Source organism: Bacillus spongiae (assembly GCF_037120725.1).
In the GTDB taxonomy this organism is placed as follows: Bacteria; Bacillota; Bacilli; order Bacillales; family Bacillaceae_K; genus Bacillus_CI; species Bacillus_CI spongiae.
The window spans coordinates 186,233-208,318 of sequence record NZ_JBBAXC010000003.1 but is presented as its reverse complement, the minus strand read 5'-3'; the positions used below and the strand labels follow the sequence as shown (position 1 = coordinate 208,318).

23 protein-coding genes are annotated in these 22,086 nt (G+C 34.6%); 7 read left to right on the top strand and 16 right to left on the bottom strand.

What is annotated here, in order from left to right; all coding sequences use genetic code 11:
• Positions 1-8: 8 nt before the first annotated feature.
• A complete protein-coding gene (liaF, locus tag WAK64_RS05245) occupies positions 9-827 on the bottom strand; it encodes a cell wall-active antibiotics response protein LiaF (protein ID WP_336585892.1) in 819 nt (272 codons plus the stop codon).
• Positions 828-1,122: 295 nt separating this feature from the next.
• On the opposite strand from liaF, the gene WAK64_RS05240 reads away from it, so the two are divergent.
• Complete coding sequence (locus WAK64_RS05240) at positions 1,123-2,391, top strand: ATP-binding protein (protein ID WP_336585891.1); 1,269 nt, start codon at positions 1,123-1,125, stop codon at positions 2,389-2,391.
• A gap of 352 nt (positions 2,392-2,743) precedes the next feature.
• Positions 2,744-3,958, top strand: coding sequence for a M20 family metallopeptidase (locus tag WAK64_RS05235; RefSeq protein WP_419465897.1), 1,215 nt, complete (start codon positions 2,744-2,746; stop codon positions 3,956-3,958).
• 340 nt (positions 3,959-4,298) lie between these two features.
• Here WAK64_RS05235 and WAK64_RS05230 read toward each other — a convergent pair whose 3' ends face one another.
• The 4 genes from WAK64_RS05230 to WAK64_RS05215 all read right to left on the bottom strand — a co-directional run bounded on the left by WAK64_RS05230 (position 4,299) and on the right by WAK64_RS05215 (position 7,719).
• The gene (locus WAK64_RS05230; protein ID WP_336585889.1) at positions 4,299-4,967 is read right to left on the bottom strand and encodes an HAD family hydrolase; all 669 of its coding nucleotides are present in this window, start codon (positions 4,965-4,967) and stop codon (positions 4,299-4,301) included.
• Positions 4,968-5,036: 69 nt separating this feature from the next.
• A complete protein-coding gene (locus tag WAK64_RS05225; protein ID WP_336585888.1) occupies positions 5,037-5,753 on the bottom strand; it encodes an EcsC family protein in 717 nt (238 codons plus the stop codon).
• A 14-nt stretch (positions 5,754-5,767) separates the two neighbouring features.
• Entirely contained in the window at positions 5,768-6,985 is a 1,218-nt protein-coding gene (locus WAK64_RS05220; RefSeq protein WP_336585887.1) for an ABC transporter permease, read from the bottom strand.
• The gene (locus WAK64_RS05215) at positions 6,982-7,719 is read right to left on the bottom strand and encodes an ABC transporter ATP-binding protein (protein WP_336585886.1); all 738 of its coding nucleotides are present in this window, start codon (positions 7,717-7,719) and stop codon (positions 6,982-6,984) included. The genes WAK64_RS05220 and WAK64_RS05215 overlap by 4 nt, the downstream gene beginning before the upstream one ends.
• 542 nt (positions 7,720-8,261) lie before the next feature.
• Here WAK64_RS05215 and WAK64_RS05210 point away from each other — a divergent pair.
• Positions 8,262-8,681, top strand: coding sequence for an HIT family protein (locus WAK64_RS05210; RefSeq protein ID WP_336585885.1), 420 nt, complete (start codon positions 8,262-8,264; stop codon positions 8,679-8,681).
• Between the two features lie 161 nt (positions 8,682-8,842).
• Here WAK64_RS05210 and yhzF read toward each other — a convergent pair whose 3' ends face one another.
• A complete protein-coding gene (gene yhzF, locus WAK64_RS05205) occupies positions 8,843-9,037 on the bottom strand; it encodes a membrane protein YhzF (protein WP_336585884.1) in 195 nt (64 codons plus the stop codon).
• A 158-nt stretch (positions 9,038-9,195) separates the two neighbouring features.
• Between yhzF and WAK64_RS05200 the strand changes: the two genes are divergently transcribed.
• Together WAK64_RS05200 and WAK64_RS05195 are read left to right on the top strand one after the other, a co-directional pair.
• Positions 9,196-9,552: a YtxH domain-containing protein gene (locus tag WAK64_RS05200; protein ID WP_336585883.1), complete on the top strand. Its 357-nt coding sequence runs from the start codon at positions 9,196-9,198 to the stop codon at positions 9,550-9,552.
• Positions 9,553-9,695: 143 nt separating this feature from the next.
• Complete coding sequence (locus tag WAK64_RS05195; protein ID WP_336585882.1) at positions 9,696-10,274, top strand: HTH-type transcriptional regulator Hpr; 579 nt, start codon at positions 9,696-9,698, stop codon at positions 10,272-10,274.
• On the opposite strand, the gene WAK64_RS05190 is transcribed toward WAK64_RS05195, so the two are convergent.
• Positions 10,271-10,600 carry a DUF1878 family protein gene (locus WAK64_RS05190; RefSeq protein ID WP_336585881.1) on the bottom strand — a complete coding sequence of 110 codons (330 nt, stop codon included), beginning with the start codon at positions 10,598-10,600 and terminating at the stop codon, positions 10,271-10,273. The genes WAK64_RS05195 and WAK64_RS05190 overlap by 4 nt on opposite strands.
• Positions 10,601-10,812: 212 nt before the next feature.
• Here WAK64_RS05190 and WAK64_RS05185 point away from each other — a divergent pair, with 212 nt between their 5' ends.
• On the top strand, positions 10,813-11,349 hold the full coding sequence (locus tag WAK64_RS05185; protein ID WP_336585880.1) for a DUF3267 domain-containing protein: 537 nt from the start codon (positions 10,813-10,815) through the stop codon (positions 11,347-11,349).
• Positions 11,350-11,691: 342 nt separating this feature from the next.
• On the opposite strand, the gene WAK64_RS05180 is transcribed toward WAK64_RS05185, so the two are convergent.
• The 3 genes from WAK64_RS05180 to WAK64_RS05170 form a co-directional block, all read right to left on the bottom strand.
• A complete protein-coding gene (locus WAK64_RS05180; RefSeq protein ID WP_336585879.1) occupies positions 11,692-11,781 on the bottom strand; it encodes a YjcZ family sporulation protein in 90 nt (29 codons plus the stop codon).
• Between the two features lie 61 nt (positions 11,782-11,842).
• Entirely contained in the window at positions 11,843-11,932 is a 90-nt protein-coding gene (locus WAK64_RS05175; RefSeq protein ID WP_336585878.1) for a YjcZ family sporulation protein, read from the bottom strand.
• 83 nt (positions 11,933-12,015) lie between these two features.
• Complete coding sequence (locus WAK64_RS05170) at positions 12,016-12,102, bottom strand: YjcZ family sporulation protein (protein ID WP_336586013.1); 87 nt, start codon at positions 12,100-12,102, stop codon at positions 12,016-12,018.
• Between the two features lie 174 nt (positions 12,103-12,276).
• On the opposite strand from WAK64_RS05170, the gene WAK64_RS05165 reads away from it, so the two are divergent.
• A complete protein-coding gene (locus WAK64_RS05165; RefSeq protein ID WP_336585877.1) occupies positions 12,277-13,206 on the top strand; it encodes a peptidylprolyl isomerase in 930 nt (309 codons plus the stop codon).
• Between the two features lie 80 nt (positions 13,207-13,286).
• Here the strand turns inward: WAK64_RS05165 and WAK64_RS05160 are convergent, their stop codons facing one another.
• From WAK64_RS05160 to WAK64_RS05135, 6 genes are all read right to left on the bottom strand, one after another.
• Positions 13,287-13,493 carry a sporulation YhaL family protein gene (locus tag WAK64_RS05160; protein WP_336585876.1) on the bottom strand — a complete coding sequence of 69 codons (207 nt, stop codon included), beginning with the start codon at positions 13,491-13,493 and terminating at the stop codon, positions 13,287-13,289.
• A 73-nt stretch (positions 13,494-13,566) separates the two neighbouring features.
• Positions 13,567-14,511, bottom strand: coding sequence for a 3'-5' exoribonuclease YhaM (gene yhaM / locus WAK64_RS05155; protein WP_336585875.1), 945 nt, complete (start codon positions 14,509-14,511; stop codon positions 13,567-13,569).
• A gap of 195 nt (positions 14,512-14,706) precedes the next feature.
• The gene (locus tag WAK64_RS05150; protein WP_336585874.1) at positions 14,707-15,909 is read right to left on the bottom strand and encodes an MFS transporter; all 1,203 of its coding nucleotides are present in this window, start codon (positions 15,907-15,909) and stop codon (positions 14,707-14,709) included.
• Positions 15,910-16,541: 632 nt separating this feature from the next.
• Positions 16,542-19,439 (bottom strand): ATP-binding protein, encoded by a 2,898-nt coding sequence (locus WAK64_RS05145; protein ID WP_336585873.1) that lies wholly within the window; start codon positions 19,437-19,439, stop codon positions 16,542-16,544.
• 1 nt (position 19,440) lies between these two features.
• Complete coding sequence (locus tag WAK64_RS05140) at positions 19,441-20,661, bottom strand: metallophosphoesterase family protein (RefSeq protein ID WP_336585872.1); 1,221 nt, start codon at positions 20,659-20,661, stop codon at positions 19,441-19,443.
• A gap of 482 nt (positions 20,662-21,143) precedes the next feature.
• Positions 21,144-21,599, bottom strand: coding sequence for a hypothetical protein (locus WAK64_RS05135; protein ID WP_336585871.1), 456 nt, complete (start codon positions 21,597-21,599; stop codon positions 21,144-21,146).
• Positions 21,600-22,086 lie beyond the last annotated feature (487 nt).

The following is a 22,086-nucleotide window of genomic DNA, read 5'->3' as shown; positions in this document are numbered from 1 at the left end:
CGACCCTCCTACACCTTATCAACTCGAATGGAACCAATGTTTAATGACAAAATCAATTTGACTTTTTTTACTGCACTTTCATAGTCTGGAGAGCGGTAATGCATAGTTGGTTTTATATCGTTAGATTTCAAATTAAGTAGTTTAATATCCCCTATGTTAACCTTTGCGTAAATCTCTACCCCTACATCTTCTGGGATTAAAATTTTAATATCTCCAATCCAATGACTTACGTTAATTGGTGTCTCTCCATCCGGAATAAATGCTTTTCCAAAATCAACAAATACATCGCCTATAAAGTGAGAGAGAGTCATAGGTTCAACTGACCAATTATTTTCACTAAACCTCATGTCACCTATAAAAGCGCTATGTTGGTTTGGTAACGGTTTTGATTTCTTTATTTTTTTTATTTTTTTTTGAAATACTTCATCGTCAATATCCGTCAAATCGACCCTCTTTTTATGGAAATCTGCTTCATTAATATTATTCCCTCTAAAAAAGATCCCTTTTATTGCTATAAAAATAATTAAAACTGGCCAAAGGTTTAACAAATCCGTATAGGAAAAGGAAACCAAGTCGTAAGAATTCAATATTATTAAACCACCATAAGTCGTTAATAATATTCCTAAAAATAGCCTTCCGCTTGATTTTCGGACAAAAGATTTGACTAGAAAAGAGAGACCCGTCAATGTAATGGCATATGGAATTAATTCGACAATAACCTCTCCTATTTCCAAGGAAATGACACCTACATTTAATAATAACAACACAATTCCAATAAAGAGTAAAAAAATTAAGAAAAATGCTTGCATAATTGACTGCTTATTCATAATATCCTCCTTCATTTCCTTTTTCGCTAAATAACACTTATTCCCTTTATTTCATTATAGAAAACAATTTTTTGTACGTAGAGATTCAAGGGATTGAAATCTCCTCCGCCTGAAGGCTGATTTCGATTTTCTTACTCCGTTGTAACGGTTTAACCATGCTTCTACATAGCGCTATAGTCTGGTTCATTGCAAAAAACAATATTTACACTATTAATAAGGAGGTTATTGCATTCCATTGCTCTTTCCTCTACACTTACAAAGTAGAATTATGAATATAAAAGCAAGGAGTGAAACTTTGTCTTTAGCAACAATTATAAAACCTCTATTAGTAAACTACACAATCATCTTTTCATTAGCGATCAATATGAATTTAATTCTGCCATTCAAAGTACGGAAGTCTCCTGCTTTAAATATAAGGACCTTTTATGGTTTAAGCTTCGGCTTTACTGCCTTACTCTGTATGTTAAACCCCATTGAATCATTAGGGGAAACGAATTTTGACTTAAGGATGGTTTTAATCCTCGTTTCTACCCTTTACTTCGGTTGGTCTGTTGGAGCCATTACAACGACTGCAGTCACGATTGGAAGATACTTCATAGGTGGTAAATTTTTTTTAGTAGGAATCGTCATTAACTTAACTGCTTTCATAATTGCACTTATCTTTCGAAAAAGCTTTATGAAGTGGGAGAAAAAATATCAACTTAGTATTTTTATTTTTATTCCTTACTTTTTAATTACTACTCTTATATTAAAAATTTCAATTGACGGTCTTCCCATTGTTTTTTATTTAATTTACAATTCCATTTTCCTATTTACCTTCATGGCGCTTGTTTATTTAATTGAAAAACTTACGGAAGTAAATAAACAGATTGACGAAGCGGCCTATTTTGAAAGGCTACAAACGGTAGGACATATGGCTGCAGCTTTTGCACATGAATTGCGCAATCCACTAACCACTGTAAGAGGATTTATTCAACACTTGAGTGAAGGGAGCAATCATAAGAAGCTACCTGAGTTTTCTCCCATTATTTTAGAAGAACTTGACCGTACAAATCGTATCATAACAGATTATTTATCGCTCGCAAAACCCGGAAAAACGAAAGATGAAGTATTTAGTATTCAGCAAACGATCTTTGAAACTATTCAATTGCTCCATCCAGTTGCAAATTTCCAAGGTGTGTCAATACTATTTGATAACCATTCAACTGATAAAGTTTTAGGTGATAAACATTATTTTAAGCAATGTCTCATCAACATCCTCAACAATGCTATTGAAGCAATTGAAGAAAAAGGGGAAATTACAATTCAAACGTATAGAGATGAGCACAAAAAGACCATAAACATATCTGTGATAGATAATGGCATTGGGATGACAGCAGATCAAATTGAAAAAATTGGATTACCTTACTATACTACTAAAACAAAAGGTACGGGAATCGGCTCCATGGTGGTTAATAAAATCATTCGTGATATGGATGGAACGGTGCGCTATTATAGTGAAAAAGGCCAATGGACAAAAGTAGTCATTACCTTACCACTCTATCAAAAGATTGAAAACAACTAACTCACCTTTCCTCTATTAGAACTTGGACATGTCCAAGTTCTTCTTTTTATGTAATATTCAGATGTAATGGCACCACATTCGTATAGATAAATTAAGGAATGGATACCAAAACAAATACAAACTTTTATACATGTAATGAAAATTTATTCTACTCGATCAATCAATAAAGAGGAGGAGAATCAGTCTTCATAATGGTAGCCATAATATGTTGAATGACCATTATAAGGCTTCTACCCATTTACCCCTTTTTTTTACTAGTTCAGTTCCTTTATGAATTATTTTTTCCCTTTACGTATCTATTTTCTTATTTTGATGTTATAATATTCTAAATTTTTGATATAATGGGGGGTCGATTATGGATACTTTAATGGAATTATTGGATAAGCGTTATGATCAAATGATTGCCATTCGCCGACACTTACACCAGCATCCAGAGCTTTCATTTCAAGAATTCAAAACAGCTGCCTATATAGGGGACTATTATCAAAACTTAGGTATCTCTGTTAGAAGGAATGTTGGGGGAAATGGAGTAGTTGCACGTATTAAAGGGAACAAGAAAGGTAAGACAGTTGCACTACGTGCTGATTTTGATGCATTGCCAATTCAAGATCAAAAGGATGTTCCTTATAAATCAACCGTTCCCGGTGTCATGCACGCTTGTGGTCATGATGGTCATACTGCAACTCTGTTAGTATTAGCAAAAGCAATTTTCGAACTCAAGGAACAGTTAGCAGGAGAATATGTGTTTATTCATCAACATGCGGAAGAGTCTAGCCCCGGCGGTGCCAAAGCCATGATTGAAGATGGTTGTTTAAATGACGTTGATGTTATTTTCGGAACTCACCTCTGGTCAACAGTTCCTGTTCATTCCATCCTATACCGGTCTGGCCCCATTATGGCTGCTGCAGATCGATTTGAACTTACAATTAAAGGATCCGGAGGACATGGTGCGCAACCTCATAAAACGAAAGATAGCCTTCTCGTCGCCGCCCAAATCGTTGTACTATTCCAACAAATTGTATCGAGAAGAATTGATCCATTAGATTCCGCAGTCATTTCTGTCGGTTCTTTTATTGCTGACAATGCCTTTAACGTCATTGGAGACCAGTGTAAATTAACTGGAACTGTACGTACTTTTAATAGAGAGTTACAACAGCTCATTCAGGAAGAAATGGAGCATATTATTAGAGGGATTTGTCTCGCCTCTGGATGCGAATATACTTTCAACTATGAAATAGGCTACCCGGCAGTAATCAACTCAACCAATCAAACAGACTATATAAAAGAAATAGCTAATGAACTACTTGATGTTGATTCTTCAGTAGAAATCACACCTCAAATGGGAGGAGAAGACTTTGCCTATTATCTTCAACATGTGCCTGGATGCTTTTTCTTTACTGGAGCAAAGCCAGAAGGTGTTGAAATAGCCTACCCCCATCATCACCCGCGTTTTGACATTAACGAGAAAGCCATGCTCGTCGCAGCAAAGGTTTTAGGAAAAGCCGCTGTCAACTACCATTTTGACTACACTCACCATGAAAAACACGTTAATGAATCAAACGTATAAGAATAAACAGACCCTGCAATTCTCACCTTGCAAGCCACATAAATTTACATTTCTTTTGATCACCCTTAGAAAAATAAGGCTCATATACATCCCCATCATCAAGTTTGCAGGAAGGTTAAGCTTTACTTATATATTTAGCATTTTAGCCAAATGATTCAACTATAAGGAATTTCATTAATTTTTCAATTCATAGAAGAGTAAGCTCCCCTTTAATGAACAAGGGAGAAATCGTACTCTAAAAGTCCATATTCACAAGAAATGCTAAGAGATCCATCCATCTCTTAGCATTTCTTCTTATTTTTTAATTCTAACAATTACTGTTGTGCTACAACGTTCCACTTTATAACACTTTTTGTTTTGTCGTTACTACCCTTATTACTTCTTCTAACGTTTGCTCCTCCATTGATTGTAATCGGTGAGCATGACCGCTAAAAGCCAATTCTCTTGTTACTGGATTTGGAACTATGATACAAGCTAAATTTACCTTGGTGGCGGCTATCAGACCATTTAATGAATCTTCAAATACAATGACTTCCTCTGACTCCAAGTTTAAACCTTCTAACGCTTGGCTATATAATGCTGGATCTGGCTTTACTTTTTGGACATCCTCTTTCGTTTTTATTACTTCAAAATAGGATAATATATTAAACTTTTCTAAAAAACCTACTACCCATTGACGGCTTGAACTTGAAGCTAATCCAATTCTTAACCCTAACCTTTTTGCAGCTTGAAGATAATCTAATACCCCTTCTCTTAGGGCTAATTCTTCCATACGAAGCTGGTAGAGTTGTTCTGTTTTTTTCTTTATTTCCTGTTGATTTAATTCTATTTCCGTTTTCGATTGTAACATTTTGAACAAAACATCATCAGAAGTACCAATGCATTTGGAAAACTCGTTTAAAGTCAGCTCAATTTGATAGTCCTTTAGTACATCGGCATAAACAGTAAACCATACAGACTCTGTATCCACAATTAATCCATCAAAATCAAAAATTATCCCTCTAATCATTGCTTCTCTTCTCTCCTATTTATTGCAATACTCGTTATGTTTATATTTGCTTGTCTTTAATAGTGTTATTTACTCTGCTTGAAAATACCTTAGACGAAAAGAATGAATAGCTGCTTCCCCTAATTCATCTAATAATTTATAGTTTGCATATGCTCCTACCACAGCTCCAAAACCAGGAAGCATTTGAAACATTTTCACTAAGTCTATGTGATCGCGATACTCTTGCTGAAAAACCTTCCAATCCATAGAGACTATCTCTTCTTTTCTATCGTCCCAATTTTCAATTATTTGTAACGTATTTAAACGCCTTTCTCCATTTGAAAATGCTAATTGAAATACAAACAATAAAAACAATCGTTCTTCAAAGCTTTTATATGAAAAGCCATGAATCGCACTTACATGAAATAGGAATTTCATTTTAATGGCAAGGAGGAGGGGGAAGTCGGCCAATCCTAATAACACCCCTCCAGCTCCAGTCCCTGCGCCTTCCAGTGTAGCCGTTTTTTGATATTTTTTTAAAGCAGTGAGAATTTGCCTTTCCTTTTCCTCTAATGACTGTACGTTCCCCTCGATGGGCTTAGTCATAAATTCTGAACTAAAAAGCGTTACCTCCACCATTTTTTTTATGCTCTCCGTTACGAAGCTTTGTGCCCTTTCTGGAATGGCTTTATGAATAGAAGTTTGTACTTTTTTTGAATATCGACTCAACATCCCAGGTCTTTTAACCATTCTTTTTTTCCACGAAATGGTTTCTAATTTTGCCTTTTCATCAAAATGTGAATGCATATAATCCCTTCTTTTTAATTCGTTTTTTGAATTCTTTTCGGAATATACACACTGACCATCATCAGTGAGATGACTAAATTAACCACTAATATTAATACACCATTTTGCCATTGTCCGGCTAAAACTGGGATAAGGGCAAATAAGGCCGATTGGATAAACATTAGTTTTTGGATAAGGGCTAAAAATGCGCGCCGACGCTCCTTCATCGATATGGGATAGAGGGAAATCCATATTACATAAGAATGTTTCTTTACTAAAGGAATAAGCTGAAAGCCCGTTAAATATAGAAAAAGAACACTAATAAACAGTTGAAAATAAACCCAATCGTTCACATACAAAAGTAACATAGAAATCATCGTTAACCTTATAAATAATCCCAAAAACTCGCTACTTCGGTAAAAAGTTCTTGAATACAAATAGGTAAAACTTTCTTTTTGTTCGAACTTTGCCTTCTGAAGGAATGGGTCAAGCCACTTACGACGATAAACCTTTCCTTTTAATTTAGGAACATCTGTAAATAAATTGGCTAAACGATAAAATTGTAATAATCGTGCCACCTCGATATCAATTAATCTTTCCCATTGTAATGTTCTTCCTTTTGCAGTCCTGTAAAAATAGATGCCATAAGCAAGATATACCAGCGCTAAAATGAGAATAAAAAGATAGGAAGCCCTTTCTAAAATGAAAAATAATAAAGTAATATTTAACAGTAGTCGAATGATTCCATCCACAACTGCTACTTCACTGTCTTGAGACTTTAGCACATTCCACTTGACGAATATATTCCAACCTTTAATTAGGAGAACAGCGCCAAAAATTAGAAAAAAGCTTGAAAAAGCTACACCTGACACTTGAACATACATAGGCATCAATGCCGCTAACACTAGTAAGGGAGCATAAGTTTGAAATAAAAAGGAGAGGAATAAGCTTTTTTGAAAATACCCCCTCATCTTTTCCTCCATTGGTAGTAAGTAAACAGCATCAGCTTCTTTTAAAAATGTATACAACGGTGACCATACCAAGAGAGAACCTAATACCATTGCCATAATGATTTCTGCAGGAAATGAGCCGTCCAGTGTATCGACCCACTCATTGTACGTATATGCGCCCGCACCAAGTGCAAAGATTAGGACAAATAACAAGTGATCATTAAACATATAACGTAAATATTTTTGTAATTCTTTATTATAGTCTGCTACTCTTCGCTTCCAAATCGAGTCAATTGATTTCATTCATCTTCTTCCTTTGTCAATGCAATATAGATATCATCTAGTGTAGCTGAAGGCATTTCAAACTGTTGCTGAAGTTCTGTTAAGGTTCCTTTTGCCCTCACCTTTCCATCATGAAGTATCACAAATGAGTCACAATATCTTTCAGCTGTTGCTAAAATATGAGTGGACATTAAGATTCCAGCTCCATCTTGTTTCATACGTTCCATCCAATCAAGAAGGGATTGAATTCCTAGAGGATCAAGCCCAACAAAAGGTTCGTCAATGATATATAAATCAGGGCGTGTTAAAAATGCACTCATAATCATGACCTTTTGCTTCATACCTTTGGAAAAGTGAGCTGGAAACCATCCAAGTTTTTTTTGCAGACGAAATTCCTTTAATAAATCAGCTACTCGGGCTTCGTAGGTAGATTCTTCTAGTCCATATGCCATGGCTGTTAGCTTTAAATGCTCTTCTAGTGTTAATTCCTCATATAAAATAGGGGTTTCAGGAATAAATGAAAACTGCTTACGGTATGTATCAGGTTCGTTTTTTAATTCAATTCCATTAATTGTAATGGTCCCTTCCTTTTGTTCCATTAAGCCAATTATATGTTTTATAGTCGTGCTTTTCCCTGCCCCGTTTAAACCAATTAAACCAACAATTTCATTATTGTTGACGGAAAAAGAGACATTCTTTAAAACGGACTTTCTAGTGTAGCCTCCTGTTATATTATCCAATTGTAATAAAGTCATATCGTACGCCCTTTCTTAAGTAATCTTATGCTTATTGTAGCAAAATTTTCTTAACTCCTCATTTTCTTTTAAGTTTATCGACTTAATTGTATATTTTTTCGACATTAGGTCATTATAATAGTCGAAGGGAACAACAAATTGCAAAACGGGGTGGTTGTTAAATACCAGGACCTATGCAGTGAGTTATTACCTAATAAATAAGGGGATGGTTGTTATGCATAAAGACAGCCTAAATTCGACACCAATTTTTTGATTAAATTGAAAATGAGGTGTTTGTGCAAGACTCTTTATATTTTTAGGAACATTTACGACCTAAAAACAAAAAGGGGATGGTCACATTGAACAAAGGCACTCTAAAACACAATTCGTGCACATAGTATAATGAGCAAATGAGGTGTTTATCAAAGAGAACTATGCTTAAAACTTAACCTTATTTTCCCTTCAGGGGCAGGATGCAAAACGTCATCCTGCCTTTTTACTATTTCCCCAGTATTTTAATTATATGGTAAAATAAGAATAAAAAAATGGAAAGGGTTAGATATATGAGTGATTGCATTTTTTGTAAAATTATTAATGGAGAAATTCCTTCAGCCAAGGTTTATGAAGATGAGCATGTATACGCATTTCTAGACATTAGTCAAGTCACTAAAGGGCACACTCTCGTAATTCCCAAAATTCACAAAGAAAACATTTATGAATTGACTCCTGAAATAGCTGCTCATTTATTTGAAGTTGTTCCTAAAATAGCGAATGGTATAAAAAAATCATATGAACCAGTAGGCCTAAACATATTGAATAACAATGGCGAGGAAGCTGGACAAGCCGTTTTTCATTACCACTTACACCTGATACCCCGATACGGAAAAAACGATGGCTTCGGAGCAGTTTGGAAAACAAATAATAGTCAATACACTTCAGATGATTTACAAACCATTTCGAATACTATTATGAAAAATATTTAGTAAGATCCACTATATAAGAAGAGTTCCATGTTTGAATAAAAAGACTGGTATGAGTTCGAAATGAAATCCTACTCATGCCTTTTCCCCTCTTAAACTTTCATCGTTAACAAATTAAAAAACTGCACCGTCATTATGGTGCAGTCCATTTACTCATTCCCTATTTATTTACTAAACAACCAAAGAATTAGTCCAATGACAAAAACAATTGCTCCCGCACTTCCCAATAGTACTGCTCTCTTTTTAACAATATTTTTTGGAGGGTACATCCCTGGTTTTTGCGAGGCAAGTAAGTAATGAAAGGTTCCGAAGAAAAGGACAATACTTAACGCAAAAAACCCAAACACAACACCATTCATCTTCTCACCCCTAACGGTCTCTATATCTTTAATTTATGCAAAAAGAAACTAGTTATGAAAAGACACTTATGCAAAAAGAAAATAGGAAGGGATTTTGAGAAGGAATTTTCCTACAGTATGTAGAATCTCTATATAAAAAGAACGATTGAGGTGATTTTATGAATAAGAAACTATTTTCCTATGGTATTTTGATTGGCGGAACAATAGGTGCTGCCACAGCCTTATTATCTGCTCCTACTTCTGGAAAAGAGCTTCGGCGACAGTTAGTGGAAAATGACCATGAATGGAGCCAATGTCTTAGTTCTGTTAAGAATAATCTACAAGATATAAAAGAATCCGTTACAGACATGACGAAAGAAGGAAAAGATACTATTTCCCTATTAACAAATGATATTAAACGTTCTGTTCAACAATGGCAACAGGATATTTCATCCAACCAACAGAATATTAAGAGAGAAATTGAAGAAATTAAACATTCTATTGATGAATTGGAACATTCACTTCGAGAGAAATAGCCTGAAACAAAATATTTTTTCTTCTTTCGAAAAATTTTGTTAATTTTTACTAGAAACTTTTTTATTTTATTGGCATAATATTAATAGATCACTAACTTTTTTTTACAAAAATAACCGTAAATCTATAAAAGAGGTGAGTAAGTATGAATGAAACTCCATCTATTTCGATGAAAGAAGCCATGCTTTTTAGCCAACGAATGGCTCAATTAAGTAAAGCACTATGGAAAGCAATTGAAAAAGACTGGCAGCAATGGATCAAACCTTATGATTTGAATATTAATGAACACCATATACTATGGATTTCTTATCATTTAAAAGGGACATCTATTTCTGATGTAGCAAAGTTCGGCGTCATGCATGTTTCTACAGCCTTTAATTTCTCAAAGAAACTTGAAGAAAGGGGCTTACTACAATTCTCAAAAAAAGAAAGTGATAAGCGTAACACCTATATCTATTTAACTGAAAAAGGTGAAAACGTTTTATTAGATTTACTAGAAAATTATCAACCTCAAAAACATGCAGTATTTAAGGGTGTTGGACCATTGAAGGATCTATACGGAAAATACCCCGACATGATTGAAATGATGAGTATAATTAAAAATATTTATGGATCTGATTTTATGGATATCTTTGAAAAGTCATTTAATAATATTGAGCATGATTTCTTAGAAGAGAACGGAAAAATTGTAAAGCACCACACGGAAGAAGAGTATATTCGTTAAAGATTTTTCTTTAATAGCATCATCAACTCTGAATATATATTTTGCTTCAAACACGCATTGATTGTTTCCTCAACAGGTAAATTGGAGTGAATTTTTTCCTTGAATTCGTTAAAAAGCGGAGTATAAAACACGAACTGATCCGCTTTTTGCGTTTCCCTTTTTTTGTTCATTTCTTCACATAACATAAAGAAATCGTCAACTTCTTGTTTTGAAAGACGTTTTTTAATTATCAAATAATCAAATTCTCTTCCATTAGTATTTAACATACTTATCATTAATTGTTGATGAAACTCTAGCATTTCAATCCTTTTAACGATTTCATCCATATTATCACCATTTTCCTTTTATCTCATAGTTTTCTCTTTCATTACACTCATCCCCTTCTATTTTATCAAAAGAAAAATGCTTTTTTTAGGTATGATCATCATTTTTTAATTAACTATTAAAAAGGCTATTGATTTTTTTTAGTAATGGGCGTAAAGTATGTACAGCGAAGAATTCATCGCTATAACCTTGTCTTCTACTGGAGGCGTATTTTATGCACTGCTGGAAATCTATTAATTTAGAAAAACAATTAGGCTTTAATCGATTATTCTTAATCTCTATTATAAGTGGAACGGCCATATTTTCTTTGTTTTATGTTCCATTAAACTTACTTTTTTCACATACATTAGATGACCAATACTTCTTGTTATTTATTAGTAGCATGCTTATTCTCTATCCACTTCACAAAGTATTTCACCTTATTCCTTTATTGCCAGTAATAAAGAATGTAAGGCTTACGATTGTATGGCAGTTTTCATTTTTGCCTATTATTTCGATAAAAGTAAAAGAACCTATTCGCAAGTACATTTACTTATCATCAATATTTTGTCCAATTATTTTACTAAATGCACTGTTATTAGTTGGATGCTGGCAACTTCCAAACTACATTCATTACTTTACAATGCTTATTGCCTACCATGGAGCAATTTGTACCATTGACGTAATCTATGCAAAATACTTATTATTTTGCCCTAAAGATGCTATGATTGAAGAAAGTGATGATGGATTCGAAGTTCTAGTATTGGACTAATCCGAATTTTTCTATATTTTTCACTACAATATTTATAATTCGTCATTTCTCGCTCTATCCAACTTTTTAAAAATTTGGTATTGTAGTGGATATAGAACACATGGGGAGGGGTAAAAATGGTCTCCACATTTATTGTATTTGCCATATTTATTTTATTTTCTATTAATAAATTGACAAATACACTTTGTGTAACTAGGGAAATTCCCGAAGAACGTCAAGTAAAGGTATTTCGTACAATTAACGTATTAATTACCATCTTACTTGTATCATCGTATATTGAAGTCCTCTATACATACCAAAAGCCAGATTCTTTCTACAGAATCTGGCTTTTGGTTTTAATAGTTAACATAGCCAAGCTGCACCAATTATGATAAGCAAAATAAATAAAACAACGATTAACGCAAATCCTCCTCCTGCATAACCGTTAGACATACCCTATTTCCTCCTTTCATTGTAAGAGCAAAAGGAACCACCCCTTTTACTCCTTATCTATTTAGTACAACCACGCCGCACCTACAATAATTAATAAGATAAACAACACGACGATTAACGCGAATCCTCCAGCATAACCGTTACTCATCATCTCCACCTCCTTTAGAAGTGTTAATGCATCTTATTCAAGAATTTTATATCGGCTTAGGCAAATTACCTATTTTTTAAAAATTGTCAGCAAAGAAATGCAGCACCAACGATAATTAATAAAATAAATAACACGACAAGTAACGCAAAACCTGAACCATATCCTTCACTCATCTCGAATACCTCCTTTTTCTTTTCGGTATCATCATATGTAACAAACTTCATTTGGGAAGGAACAAATGCCTATTTTTTAAATCCTACTTTACACTATTTTAGTCTCTTGGATTTTATGGTATAGTAAACAATGAGTCTTTGACCGAAAAATAGAAAAAATAGGAGTTGTTCAGCATGAAAAAGTGGATATTATCCGTATCTTTGGCAGCTGGTGTACTAGCACTTAGCGCCTGTAACGATGGAACTAGCAATGTAGTTGTAAAATCAAAAGCAGGAGAAATAACACAAGAGGAACTGTACGATGCACTAAAAACGAAATTTAATCCGCAAGTTCAATCAGCTCTAGAAGAACTAGTGCTTACTCAAGTGTTATCAGATAAATACGAAGTAACGGATAAAGAAATTGATGCAAAATTAGAAGAAGCAAAAGAACAGCTAGGTGAAGGTCAATACGAAGTATTCTTAGGACAATATAATTTAACAGAAGAATCCTTTAGAGAATATTTAAAATTACAGCTTCTTCAAGAAAAAGCAGCAACATCAGACATTGAAGTAAAAGACGAAGATTTAACAGCATTTTATGAAGACTGGAAGCCAGAAACTGAAATTCGCCACATTTTAGTAGAAGATCTTGAGAAAGCAGAAGAAATTAAAAAACAGCTTGATGAAGGTAAGGACTTCGCTGCATTAGCGACAGAAAATTCAACTGATACAGGCTCTGCACAACAAGGTGGAAGCCTAGGATGGGTTGATTACCAAGGCCGCCAAGGATTTGTTCCTGAATTTACAGCTGCATTGGACGAGCTTGAAGTCGGTAAAATCAGTGAGCCTGTTCAATCCCAATTTGGATACCATATTATCGAAATTACGGATATGAAAGAAAAGAAATCATTTGAAGACATGAAAGAAGAAATAAAAGCAGAATACATGAAAACTCAATTAACACCAGAAACTATTCAAGCTGCAATGAAAAAAGAGTTGGAAGCTGCTGATTTTGACATAAAAGATAAAGATTTAAAAGATGCATTTAGTGCCATTTTAACTGAGCCTGAACCTGCGGCAGAGAATGAAGATGCTACTGAAGATGAACATAAAGAAGAATAATAAAGAAGAGGTACCATTTAACATGGTACCTCCTTTTTGTTATTTGAAGTCATTTAATTCATCCTCTTAACATAAAAAGGTTACTCAGCTGAGTAACCTTCTTCATTCATTTCTTTCGTTTGCCGCCGTTCTTCGCGTTCCTTTTCCATACGCTGTATATATACTTCGCCTTCCTTTTCAATCCATTCTCTTTCTATTTCTCGTTCTTCTTTCATCGTTTTCAAAGCCATAAGGCCACTAAAAAAGATTCCTGCTACAACAAAGTACATCCATATAGGCAATGACATCTTCTCTATTCCCTCCTAGAGTTTGTCCTATTCGCTATATTTATATGTACTAGATTTAAAAAGATTCATCTTTTTACTTATTAAAATCAGGTTTGTAGAATGATCGATTATCCAATGCGAATACTCTCTCAGAAAAATCACCTGGCTTAGTGCGAGAAAGAGTTCTATTAAGCATATTCATCTTCGCATCAATGTTGTCTATATAATGCAACATTTCGGCTTCCATAATCATTGGAGCTTTTGGGCTCCCCCACTCTGCTTTTCCATGATGTGATAAAACTAAATGTTGAAGTACCATTACTTCCTCACCAGATATTGAGAGTTCATCAGCTGCTTTTCCAATCTCATTGACCATAATTGTAATATGACCTAATAAATTTCCTTCAACTGTATAGGTTGTCGAAACTGGCCCTGAGAGTTCTATCACTTTACCAAGATCATGTAAAATAATGCCGGCATATAACAAATCAGAATCTAGCGTAGGATATAACTTGCATAGAGCCTTGGCTAAATCTAGCATCGATACAACGTGAAAAGCTAGACCAGATACAAACTCATGATGATTTTTCGTTGCCGCAGGGTATTCCAGAAAAGCATGATAATGCTTTTTTAATAAATGGCGAGTGATTCTTTGAATATTGGGGTTCTTCATTTCAAATATGTACTGTGTAAGCTTTTCGGACATTTCTTCTTGATCAAGTGGTGCTGTTTCAAGAAAATCAGCTATTTCAACATTATCAGAAGGATTGGTTAAACGAATCTGACGTATTTTAAATTGATTCTTACCTCGGTAATTATGGATATCACCAACAACTTTGACAATCGTTTCAGCTTGATAATTACGCTCATCCTGTTCAGATGCATCCCAAAGCTTTGCCTCCATTTCCCCACTCTTATCTTGTAAAGCAATTGTTAAAAAAGGCTTACCTGTATTGGTTGTTCCTTTTGTAACGGTTTTAATTAATGCATATATATCTACCGTTGTACCAACTTCATAATCATGTATTCCCTTTACCACTGCTTCTCCTCCGTTCAAATTATTTCTTACAGTCAGTATATCATAATCCCCTTATTTATAGTGATGATGAGGTGACCTGCTAATATTGGTATTCTTCTTAAAAATACGAGTAAACCCTTTTGGTTTACCCGTGTTTTTTTCATACCAAGATAAAGCAAAAAAACAGCGGAGAGAATGTCATTCCCTACGCCGGACTTAAGCTACTAACGTTTTTTCTTTCTTTGCTACCCAAATTTTTGTAGCAACTAATCCTACAACCATAATAAAAGCCCCGAAAAAGTAAGGAATGTGAATATTTATTTCAAATAAAGTCCCTGCTAATAAGGGGCCAGCAACATTCCCCAAGCTTAGGAAGGAATTATTTAATCCCATAACCATCCCTTGACGGTTTCCTGCAAGCTTTGAAATTAGAGCATTAAGAGCTGGGCGAAGCATAGAATTCCCGACAAAGAAAATTGCCGTTGTAACCAGAACCCATACAAAGCTTGGGGCTAGTGTCATAATAATAAAACCAATCGCACTAATAAGAAGCGAAGTGGTTACAACTCGCAGCTCGCCAAACTTTTCTGTCATTCTCCCAACGATACCGCCTTGTACTGCCGTACCTATCAGTCCGATAACCAATATGATTGTACCTACTTCTTGAGGACCATAACCATAACGCGTCAACGCATAGTAGCCAAAAATTGATTGGAAGTTTGCTAAACCAAAACTCATAATAAATACTAAAACTAATAAAAAGCCAACAGGACTTACTAGCGCTTTTTTCATTATAGTGAATTGACCTTCACGCTTCTCACCAATATTTTCCTCTCGTTTCTCTTTTGGATAAGATTCCGGCAAGATAACAATCGATACGATAGCAGCAATCGTAGCAGCAATTCCTGCAAATAAAAACGGATAGGATAAATCAAATTCAGCTAGCCAGCCGCCTATACCAGGCCCAACGACAATCCCTAATCCCATTGCCGCACCTAAAAAGCCCATCCCTTTTCCTCGTTTAGATTCTTCCGTCACATCAGAAACGTAAGCCATTGCGGTAGGCATAAGGGCGGAACCGAATATTCCAGCTAAAATTCTTGAAACAAACAGCATCCAAAGTCCAATGGCAAAGGCAAATATGAATTCAGCCACGGCAAATCCAATTAACCCAATTGTAATTAGCGGCTTTCGTCCTATTTTATCTGAAAGCCTTCCCCATACAGGTGCAAATAAAAACTGCATAAAAGCAAATACTGCGACTAGTGCTCCTAAAACTTGAGCATTAGCATTAAATTTCTCCACATAAAAAGGAAGGATTGGGATGACAAGTCCTATACCCACCATCACAATAAATAAATTAAAACTTAATATCACTAATGGACCACGATTCCGCTTCCATTCTAAAGAATTATTCATACTAAGACCCTTTCTAGCATTTACTCAATAAAGTCATACTCATTTATTCTACCGAAAAACAAACAAAATGGGAAATTTTTTAATTGAAAAGCGGAGACGGGTCGCTCTGGGGCGACAGGCAACTGACGCAACACGCAGAAGGTCCTGACCTTCGGAGTGGGGTGGCAGTTGACCCCGAGCCACAAGCCGTCGTAGCTAGACATCACGAAAAGCGGAGACGGGTCGCTCAGCAGCGACAGGCATTTGACGAAGCTCGCAGGAAATCCTGATTTCCGCAGTGATTTGACAAATGACCCCGAGCTGCTACCCGACGGAGCTGGACATCACGAAAAGCGGAGACGGGTCGCTCAGCAGCGACAGGCATTTGACGAAGCTCGCAGGAAATCCTGATTTCCGCAGTGATTTGACAAATGACCCCGAGGCCGTTTAGCGACGTATAAACTTAAGTCATTAAGGAACGTAGGCTAAATTCGCAACGCCTTCATGACCTACATCCTGTAGGCCTATTTAAAATAGCATAGTAAACACTAAGTACATTGATAGAAAGACATGAAATGTTTATATTCAGTTTCTCCTTCCTATTGGTAGGCAAATCAAGAGGAACGATATTCAATTATAGTTAAACAGAACGCTTATACCTTTGCAAACACCGATAAATCTAATACACTTTGTTTTGGAAATTTCTCTGCAATATGAGAATGACACGTAAAATAAATAATTTGTGTTTGTTGACTACACTCCTTTAAAACATCAATGACCGCCTCTGTTCTCTTTGCATCAAAATGAACAAATCCATCGTCAATAATTAAAGGAAATGGAAATTCTCCCTTTAATGTAACGACTAATGCTAATCGTAAACTAACATATACCTGTTCCTTTGTTGCTTGACTTAGCTGTTTAGGAGAAAAGAAAACAGACTCATTACTTTTTACTAATAACTGCTGATTTTCATCTCTGTGTAGTTCGGTATATTGGTTATTCGTTAACCTCTTCAAAAAATCGTTCGCTTTTGCCATCACTTTCGGTAAACGGTCCTCTTTATAACGATTCATCGTTTCATTTAATGCTTTTTGAGCTGCTGCGTATATTGCCCACTCTTGTGATTTCGTTTGAAACTCTGCTTTTTTCTCATAATATTGATGAAGCAGAATAGCATAATCCGTTCCTTCTTCTAATTTCTCTATTTCATAATTTAGTTTAACAATTTCCTCTTGGATTTCCTCTATTCTTTCCTCGCTCTGATTGATTTCTTGTTTAGCTTCAACTAATTTTCTCTTTAATGTTGAGCTAGAGATTAGATAATCTTTACGCAATTCATTGGCTGAGAGCTGTTGATCTATCAATTTTAATTTTTGGAGTAATTCCTTTCTTTGTTTAGCTCCCTCTGCTGCTATACGATACTGTTCTTCTGTCGTCACTTGTGCTTGTTGAAATAAGCGAGTAATTTCCTTCTGAAGATATTCTTTCTCTGTCTCCCATTCATGCTGTTCTTCCTTCAGGGAAGTAAGCTTTTCTTGTACATATATATCTTTTTGTTTGAATTCCTTTAACCGTCCAGATAAATATTTAATTTCAGTGAACATCTCTTGAAGAACGGTCCATTTTCCAGTTAAAACATTTTTCCACTTTTCCTCAAAATCCTTTAACTGTTTTTGGTTAGTAGTTATAACTTTTTCGTATATTCCTTTTTGTTCAGTTTCTTTAATTAGATTGTCTAATTCTTGAAAAGCTTCTTCTAATACATCCCATTGAAGGTCAGCACTTAAAGATAGCTTGTGCTTCAACTTACCAAATCGATTTTCAAGGGAAAGTTGAGTTTCTTCCCATTCTGCCATCGCCTCTTTCAAATTCTGAAAGCGAAATTGTAACTCATCTAGCCGTAATAGTTTTTGCTTCCAGTCCACCCGTAGCTGACGTTGTTCTTTTAAGACATTGGGATCAACATATTCTTGAATTGTTTCTTGTTTTTGTTCAATCTTCGCTACCTTTCCATGCGATTTTTTACTTAAATTTCGATTTTTACTATAGAGAAATAAAGTTAATACTTCACACCCGAATAATAATAAAAATGGTATGTATTGAGATAACGTAACAGTAACAATCATCCCAATTATTAGCGCCATACTTGTCATTAAAAACCAATAGTTTGGAATAGAAGACCCTGTGTTTTGCTGGTTTATAAGGAGATTTCGTTGCTTTTCTATTTCCATTCTTTTTTCAAAATGATGAGCTTGTTTTTGAAGTTGTTGATACTCTTCTTCACTAAGCATTAAAGATTCAATAGAAGAACATTGTTGCTCTGCAACTTTCAGCTCTTCTTCTTCTCTGCTAAAACTATTTTGAAATTGTCGAAAGCCTGATTGAAACTCAATTTTCTCATTAAGAAGATCTTTAACTTCCGTTTTTACTAACATCCCAGTATCTATTTTAATTAAGTCCCCTTCATCTGCTCTTATGTTTAATTTTCTCATCCTATTCGAGATTGATGATTGAATCATCTCTAACTTATTTTGATGCTCATAAACCAAATGTAGCTTTTGTTGGATTAAATGCTCTTCATTTAAAAACGTTTCCATTTCTTGTTCAAGGGATAACAAAAAACGATCCTCATTTGAAAGGGCTAATTCCTTTTTTAATGCATCTTGCTTTTCATTATGATTTTGGAGCTTCATTTCAAGAGACCTAATCGTTTGATTCAATTGTTCATACCGTTCAAGACCTTCTGACGGAAAATGCTTTGCTTTCTCTAAAACAGTTAACTGATGCTCAATTCCTTGTCTCTCTTCAATTAAAGGAAGTTTTTGTTGATAGGCTAAAAGTTCCTGTTCTTTTTCCTTCCATTTTCTTTGATTATATTTCTGTTTGTCAAAAGAAGCTTCTTTTGACCTTTTCAACTTTAGAAGTTCGGCATATTGACTATTTACCTGCTTCCCTTTTTTTAATTCCTTCTCCAATCGTTTTAACTGTTGGAGCATTTCATTAAGCACAGGTTTCTTTCCATTTTTTTTAAATAACTGACTTTTTTGCTTTTCCCAAAGATTTTCAAGCTGAAATAATTCATCCGTCCCACTCATACCAGCAGAGAATAAGTATCGACTAATTTCTTCCTCAGAAAAAGTATTTATATTTTGGAGTCCATGTACATCAAACGAGAAAATATTTTGAAAAGTTGACTTATCAATATTGTGTAACAACAAAGCTAATTCTTTTTCTCCTCCAATACTTCCGTCTTGAAAATAGACAAAAACATCACCAACGGCTCTCCCTTTTTTACGTTCTATCACAACTTCGCCATAATCATTAGTTTCAATGATGATTTTTCCGCCATAAGCTGAATGATGTAACGGTTCGTATCTTGGCTCATTTTGTGCTCTTGTAGGAAAGCCAAATAAAATACTATGGAAAAAATGCTGAATTGAACTTTTCCCTGCTTCATTTTCTCCATAAATCACTTGTATGTCTTGTAAATTTTGAACACTAAAGTCAGCCACCTTACCATATCCATAAATATGAAATCCCATTATTTTCATGTTATTCTTCCTTTGTATTTAGTGTCGCCTCTAATAAAGATAATGTCTTTTGTCTTAATAAATCTCTATCATTACAATGCTTGTCATCTAAATAACGATTAGCTTGTGGGTGAAAATATAACGCTGAAATAGTCTCTTCCCACTCTACAGCTCCCCACTTTTCAATCGTTGAGGATAGTTCTGAAAATAGAAGTGAATTGCCCACTTTTTCCGTATTCTTCTGCAAGTAGAGTGAATATGTCCAAACAAATCGTTCTTCAAATTCTTCACCATCCTGTAGTGATTGTATTAATTCCCCACTTTGAATCGCGTCAGCAATCGACTTAGGATAATCACCAACTACTTCTATTTCCAACAATGTCCCGCAATAAAGTGCTCGGTATTTCTTTTTTATATGCTGAAGCTGAGAGAAGAAATCAGCGAATATACTTCCTTCATTCAAAGAAACCTGTTCTTTTATCCACACGACTTCTTGAGTTGCTATAAAATCTAACGACACTTCCTCTTTTGAAAGCGTTACTTCATAGCAGCCCTTTTCTCCTTGTTCCTTTCGATGGCGACCTTGAATATTACCAGGATAAACGATGGCCGGTTCCATAGACAGCGTTTGTGTTTTATGAATATGACCTAGCGCCCAATAATCCATCCCCTTCTTAATAAGATCAGTTATTGTAAAAGGAGCATACGGCTCATGATGGTTCTCAACACTTCCTTCACTTCCGTGCAAGATACCTATGTGATAATCACTTTTTTGACGTATGATAGGATATTCTGCTATTTTCCTTTCAAAAACATGACGTTCACGATAACTAAAACCGTATAAATGAACCGTGTTATGATTTTTGGTCTGTATTGTTACTCCCTCTACCTGCTCCTTAAAAATATGGACATTGTTTGGTAAAGGAAGATCATGCCATCTACCTCCTAAATGATCATGGTTACCATGAATAATAAATACTGGAATGGATGCTTTATGTAATCGTTGTAATTGCTTTTGAAGCCTAGCTTGTGCTTTGATGCTTCGGTCTTCCCCATCGTATAAATCTCCACTAATAATGACAAAATCAACTTCAAGATCGATTGCTTTCTCTATAATTCTTTCAAACGAACGAAAAGTGCTGTTATAGATTTTTTGAAACACTTCTTTCGGAAGAGAGTTCAAACCTATAAAAGGACTATCTAAATGCAAATCTGCTGTATGAATAAATCTAATACTTGACAAGTTATTCTCCTCCTTTAAAAACACGAATACACGTTCTCTTATTCTTTCATTATAGCCTAAATCTGAGAAGGAATTCACTTATTTTATTAATCCTCCCTACAAATAGGAATTTATATTAAAGTTCAGCTTACTTATCGTAAATAGGACATATTTTACATAGAGAATAAACTACTCAAAAAATATGCTTCCAAACAGGAGATTAGATAGTAAAAATGGACCTAATTGTTATTTTGATGGCAGAATAGTTCAGCGTTTGACTATATGACAGTACTTCTGTAATTTGAATAACCTCCGCCATTGTACTTATACATTGATATACGATCATTTCTGTAGCCGAACCCTTTCCTTCTGGCATAGCTTTTACCAAAAAATCTTTTGCTTAACCAATCCACTGTAATGCTCCAGAGCTTGTGAAACAAAAGATATTTGGATTAATATAAAAAAACTACATTCATAATATAAATGTAGTTTTTTCTATTAATTTAATTGTACCGATTGACCTGGATTTGTTCTAATAAGTTCTTCAGAAATGACATCGCTTCTTTTTTCTTCCGATTTTGTTTTACCAAGTAGTAAATTCCACTAGTTGCAAATAGAATCAGTGAGACAGCCAAAGCTATATCATTGTTTATGATTGGATTTAATGAAAGATAAAGGGCTGTAATAATAGTTATAACAATTGCTATAAGATGCCTTAGCATACCTATTTCAGTAGCCCTTAATGATTCTAACCTTGCTATTGCTATCACCAGAGTATCATCTTCTAGCTGTTCTAATAAGGATAAATGTCTCTTGTTATATATTTCATTTTTGGACCTATATATTTTATATACATACCTTTTAAAAAACCTTGCTTTACCATCCAAGATTATACATTCAAGAAAATTAGTTTTATTAGCTTTTTGTCTAGGCTTAATTACTTCAACATTATTACTCAATAAAACCACCGTCCTTTATCCTTAACTATTTCACTATGATTCCTCATAATCTAAATCTCTTTAGTTTTTTATAGTTATTAATATAATCGGCATCGAACTCAAATTGTTTTAGTCAACTTTTCCTACTAAATACTCATAATGGTTAGAAACATTCCATTCTTCAGCTCTGTTCCAATTTGACGATTTTTCTTTACTGAATAACAAAAGGGCTTTAACTGTTAGATGTTAGCGCCCTTTTGATGTTATTAACCTATTCTGATTATTATTACTTACTACCCAACCAAAACTTAAAACTCTCGTTATTTGGAGGTAATTCTATGAAGTATTTAATGTTCTTGGTGATGTGGAATACAGCTTTTCAACCTGTTTTTTTTGCAAGTTTTTCAGCCAAATGTTCAGCAATTTGAGCTTGGTTTTAATGTAGGTGGATAGCCAATAATTTGATACTATAGGATACATATTTGACATGCATATTATGTATCGTACC

What these genes read in the sequence shown, in the direction of transcription:
- liaF (WP_336585892.1), bottom strand. Translation starts at nt 827, where the DNA reads ATGAATAAGCAGTCAATTATGCAAGCATTTTTCTTAATTTTTTTACTC.
- WAK64_RS05230 (WP_336585889.1), bottom strand. Translation starts at nt 4,967, where the DNA reads ATGATTAGAGGGATAATTTTTGATTTTGATGGATTAATTGTGGATACA.
- WAK64_RS05225 (WP_336585888.1), bottom strand. Translation starts at nt 5,753, where the DNA reads ATGCATTCACATTTTGATGAAAAGGCAAAATTAGAAACCATTTCGTGG.
- WAK64_RS05220 (WP_336585887.1), bottom strand. Translation starts at nt 6,985, where the DNA reads ATGAAATCAATTGACTCGATTTGGAAGCGAAGAGTAGCAGACTATAAT.
- WAK64_RS05215 (WP_336585886.1), bottom strand. Translation starts at nt 7,719, where the DNA reads ATGACTTTATTACAATTGGATAATATAACAGGAGGCTACACTAGAAAG.
- WAK64_RS05210 (WP_336585885.1), top strand. Translation starts at nt 8,262, where the DNA reads ATGAGTGATTGCATTTTTTGTAAAATTATTAATGGAGAAATTCCTTCA.
- yhzF (WP_336585884.1), bottom strand. Translation starts at nt 9,037, where the DNA reads ATGAATGGTGTTGTGTTTGGGTTTTTTGCGTTAAGTATTGTCCTTTTC.
- WAK64_RS05200 (WP_336585883.1), top strand. Translation starts at nt 9,196, where the DNA reads ATGAATAAGAAACTATTTTCCTATGGTATTTTGATTGGCGGAACAATA.
- WAK64_RS05195 (WP_336585882.1), top strand. Translation starts at nt 9,696, where the DNA reads ATGAATGAAACTCCATCTATTTCGATGAAAGAAGCCATGCTTTTTAGC.
- WAK64_RS05190 (WP_336585881.1), bottom strand. Translation starts at nt 10,600, where the DNA reads ATGGATGAAATCGTTAAAAGGATTGAAATGCTAGAGTTTCATCAACAA.
- WAK64_RS05185 (WP_336585880.1), top strand. Translation starts at nt 10,813, where the DNA reads ATGCACTGCTGGAAATCTATTAATTTAGAAAAACAATTAGGCTTTAAT.
- WAK64_RS05180 (WP_336585879.1), bottom strand. Translation starts at nt 11,781, where the DNA reads ATGTCTAACGGTTATGCAGGAGGAGGATTTGCGTTAATCGTTGTTTTA.
- WAK64_RS05175 (WP_336585878.1), bottom strand. Translation starts at nt 11,932, where the DNA reads ATGATGAGTAACGGTTATGCTGGAGGATTCGCGTTAATCGTCGTGTTG.
- WAK64_RS05170 (WP_336586013.1), bottom strand. Translation starts at nt 12,102, where the DNA reads ATGAGTGAAGGATATGGTTCAGGTTTTGCGTTACTTGTCGTGTTATTT.
- WAK64_RS05165 (WP_336585877.1), top strand. Translation starts at nt 12,277, where the DNA reads ATGAAAAAGTGGATATTATCCGTATCTTTGGCAGCTGGTGTACTAGCA.
- WAK64_RS05160 (WP_336585876.1), bottom strand. Translation starts at nt 13,493, where the DNA reads ATGTCATTGCCTATATGGATGTACTTTGTTGTAGCAGGAATCTTTTTT.
- WAK64_RS05150 (WP_336585874.1), bottom strand. Translation starts at nt 15,909, where the DNA reads ATGAATAATTCTTTAGAATGGAAGCGGAATCGTGGTCCATTAGTGATA.
- WAK64_RS05145 (WP_336585873.1), bottom strand. Translation starts at nt 19,439, where the DNA reads ATGAAAATAATGGGATTTCATATTTATGGATATGGTAAGGTGGCTGAC.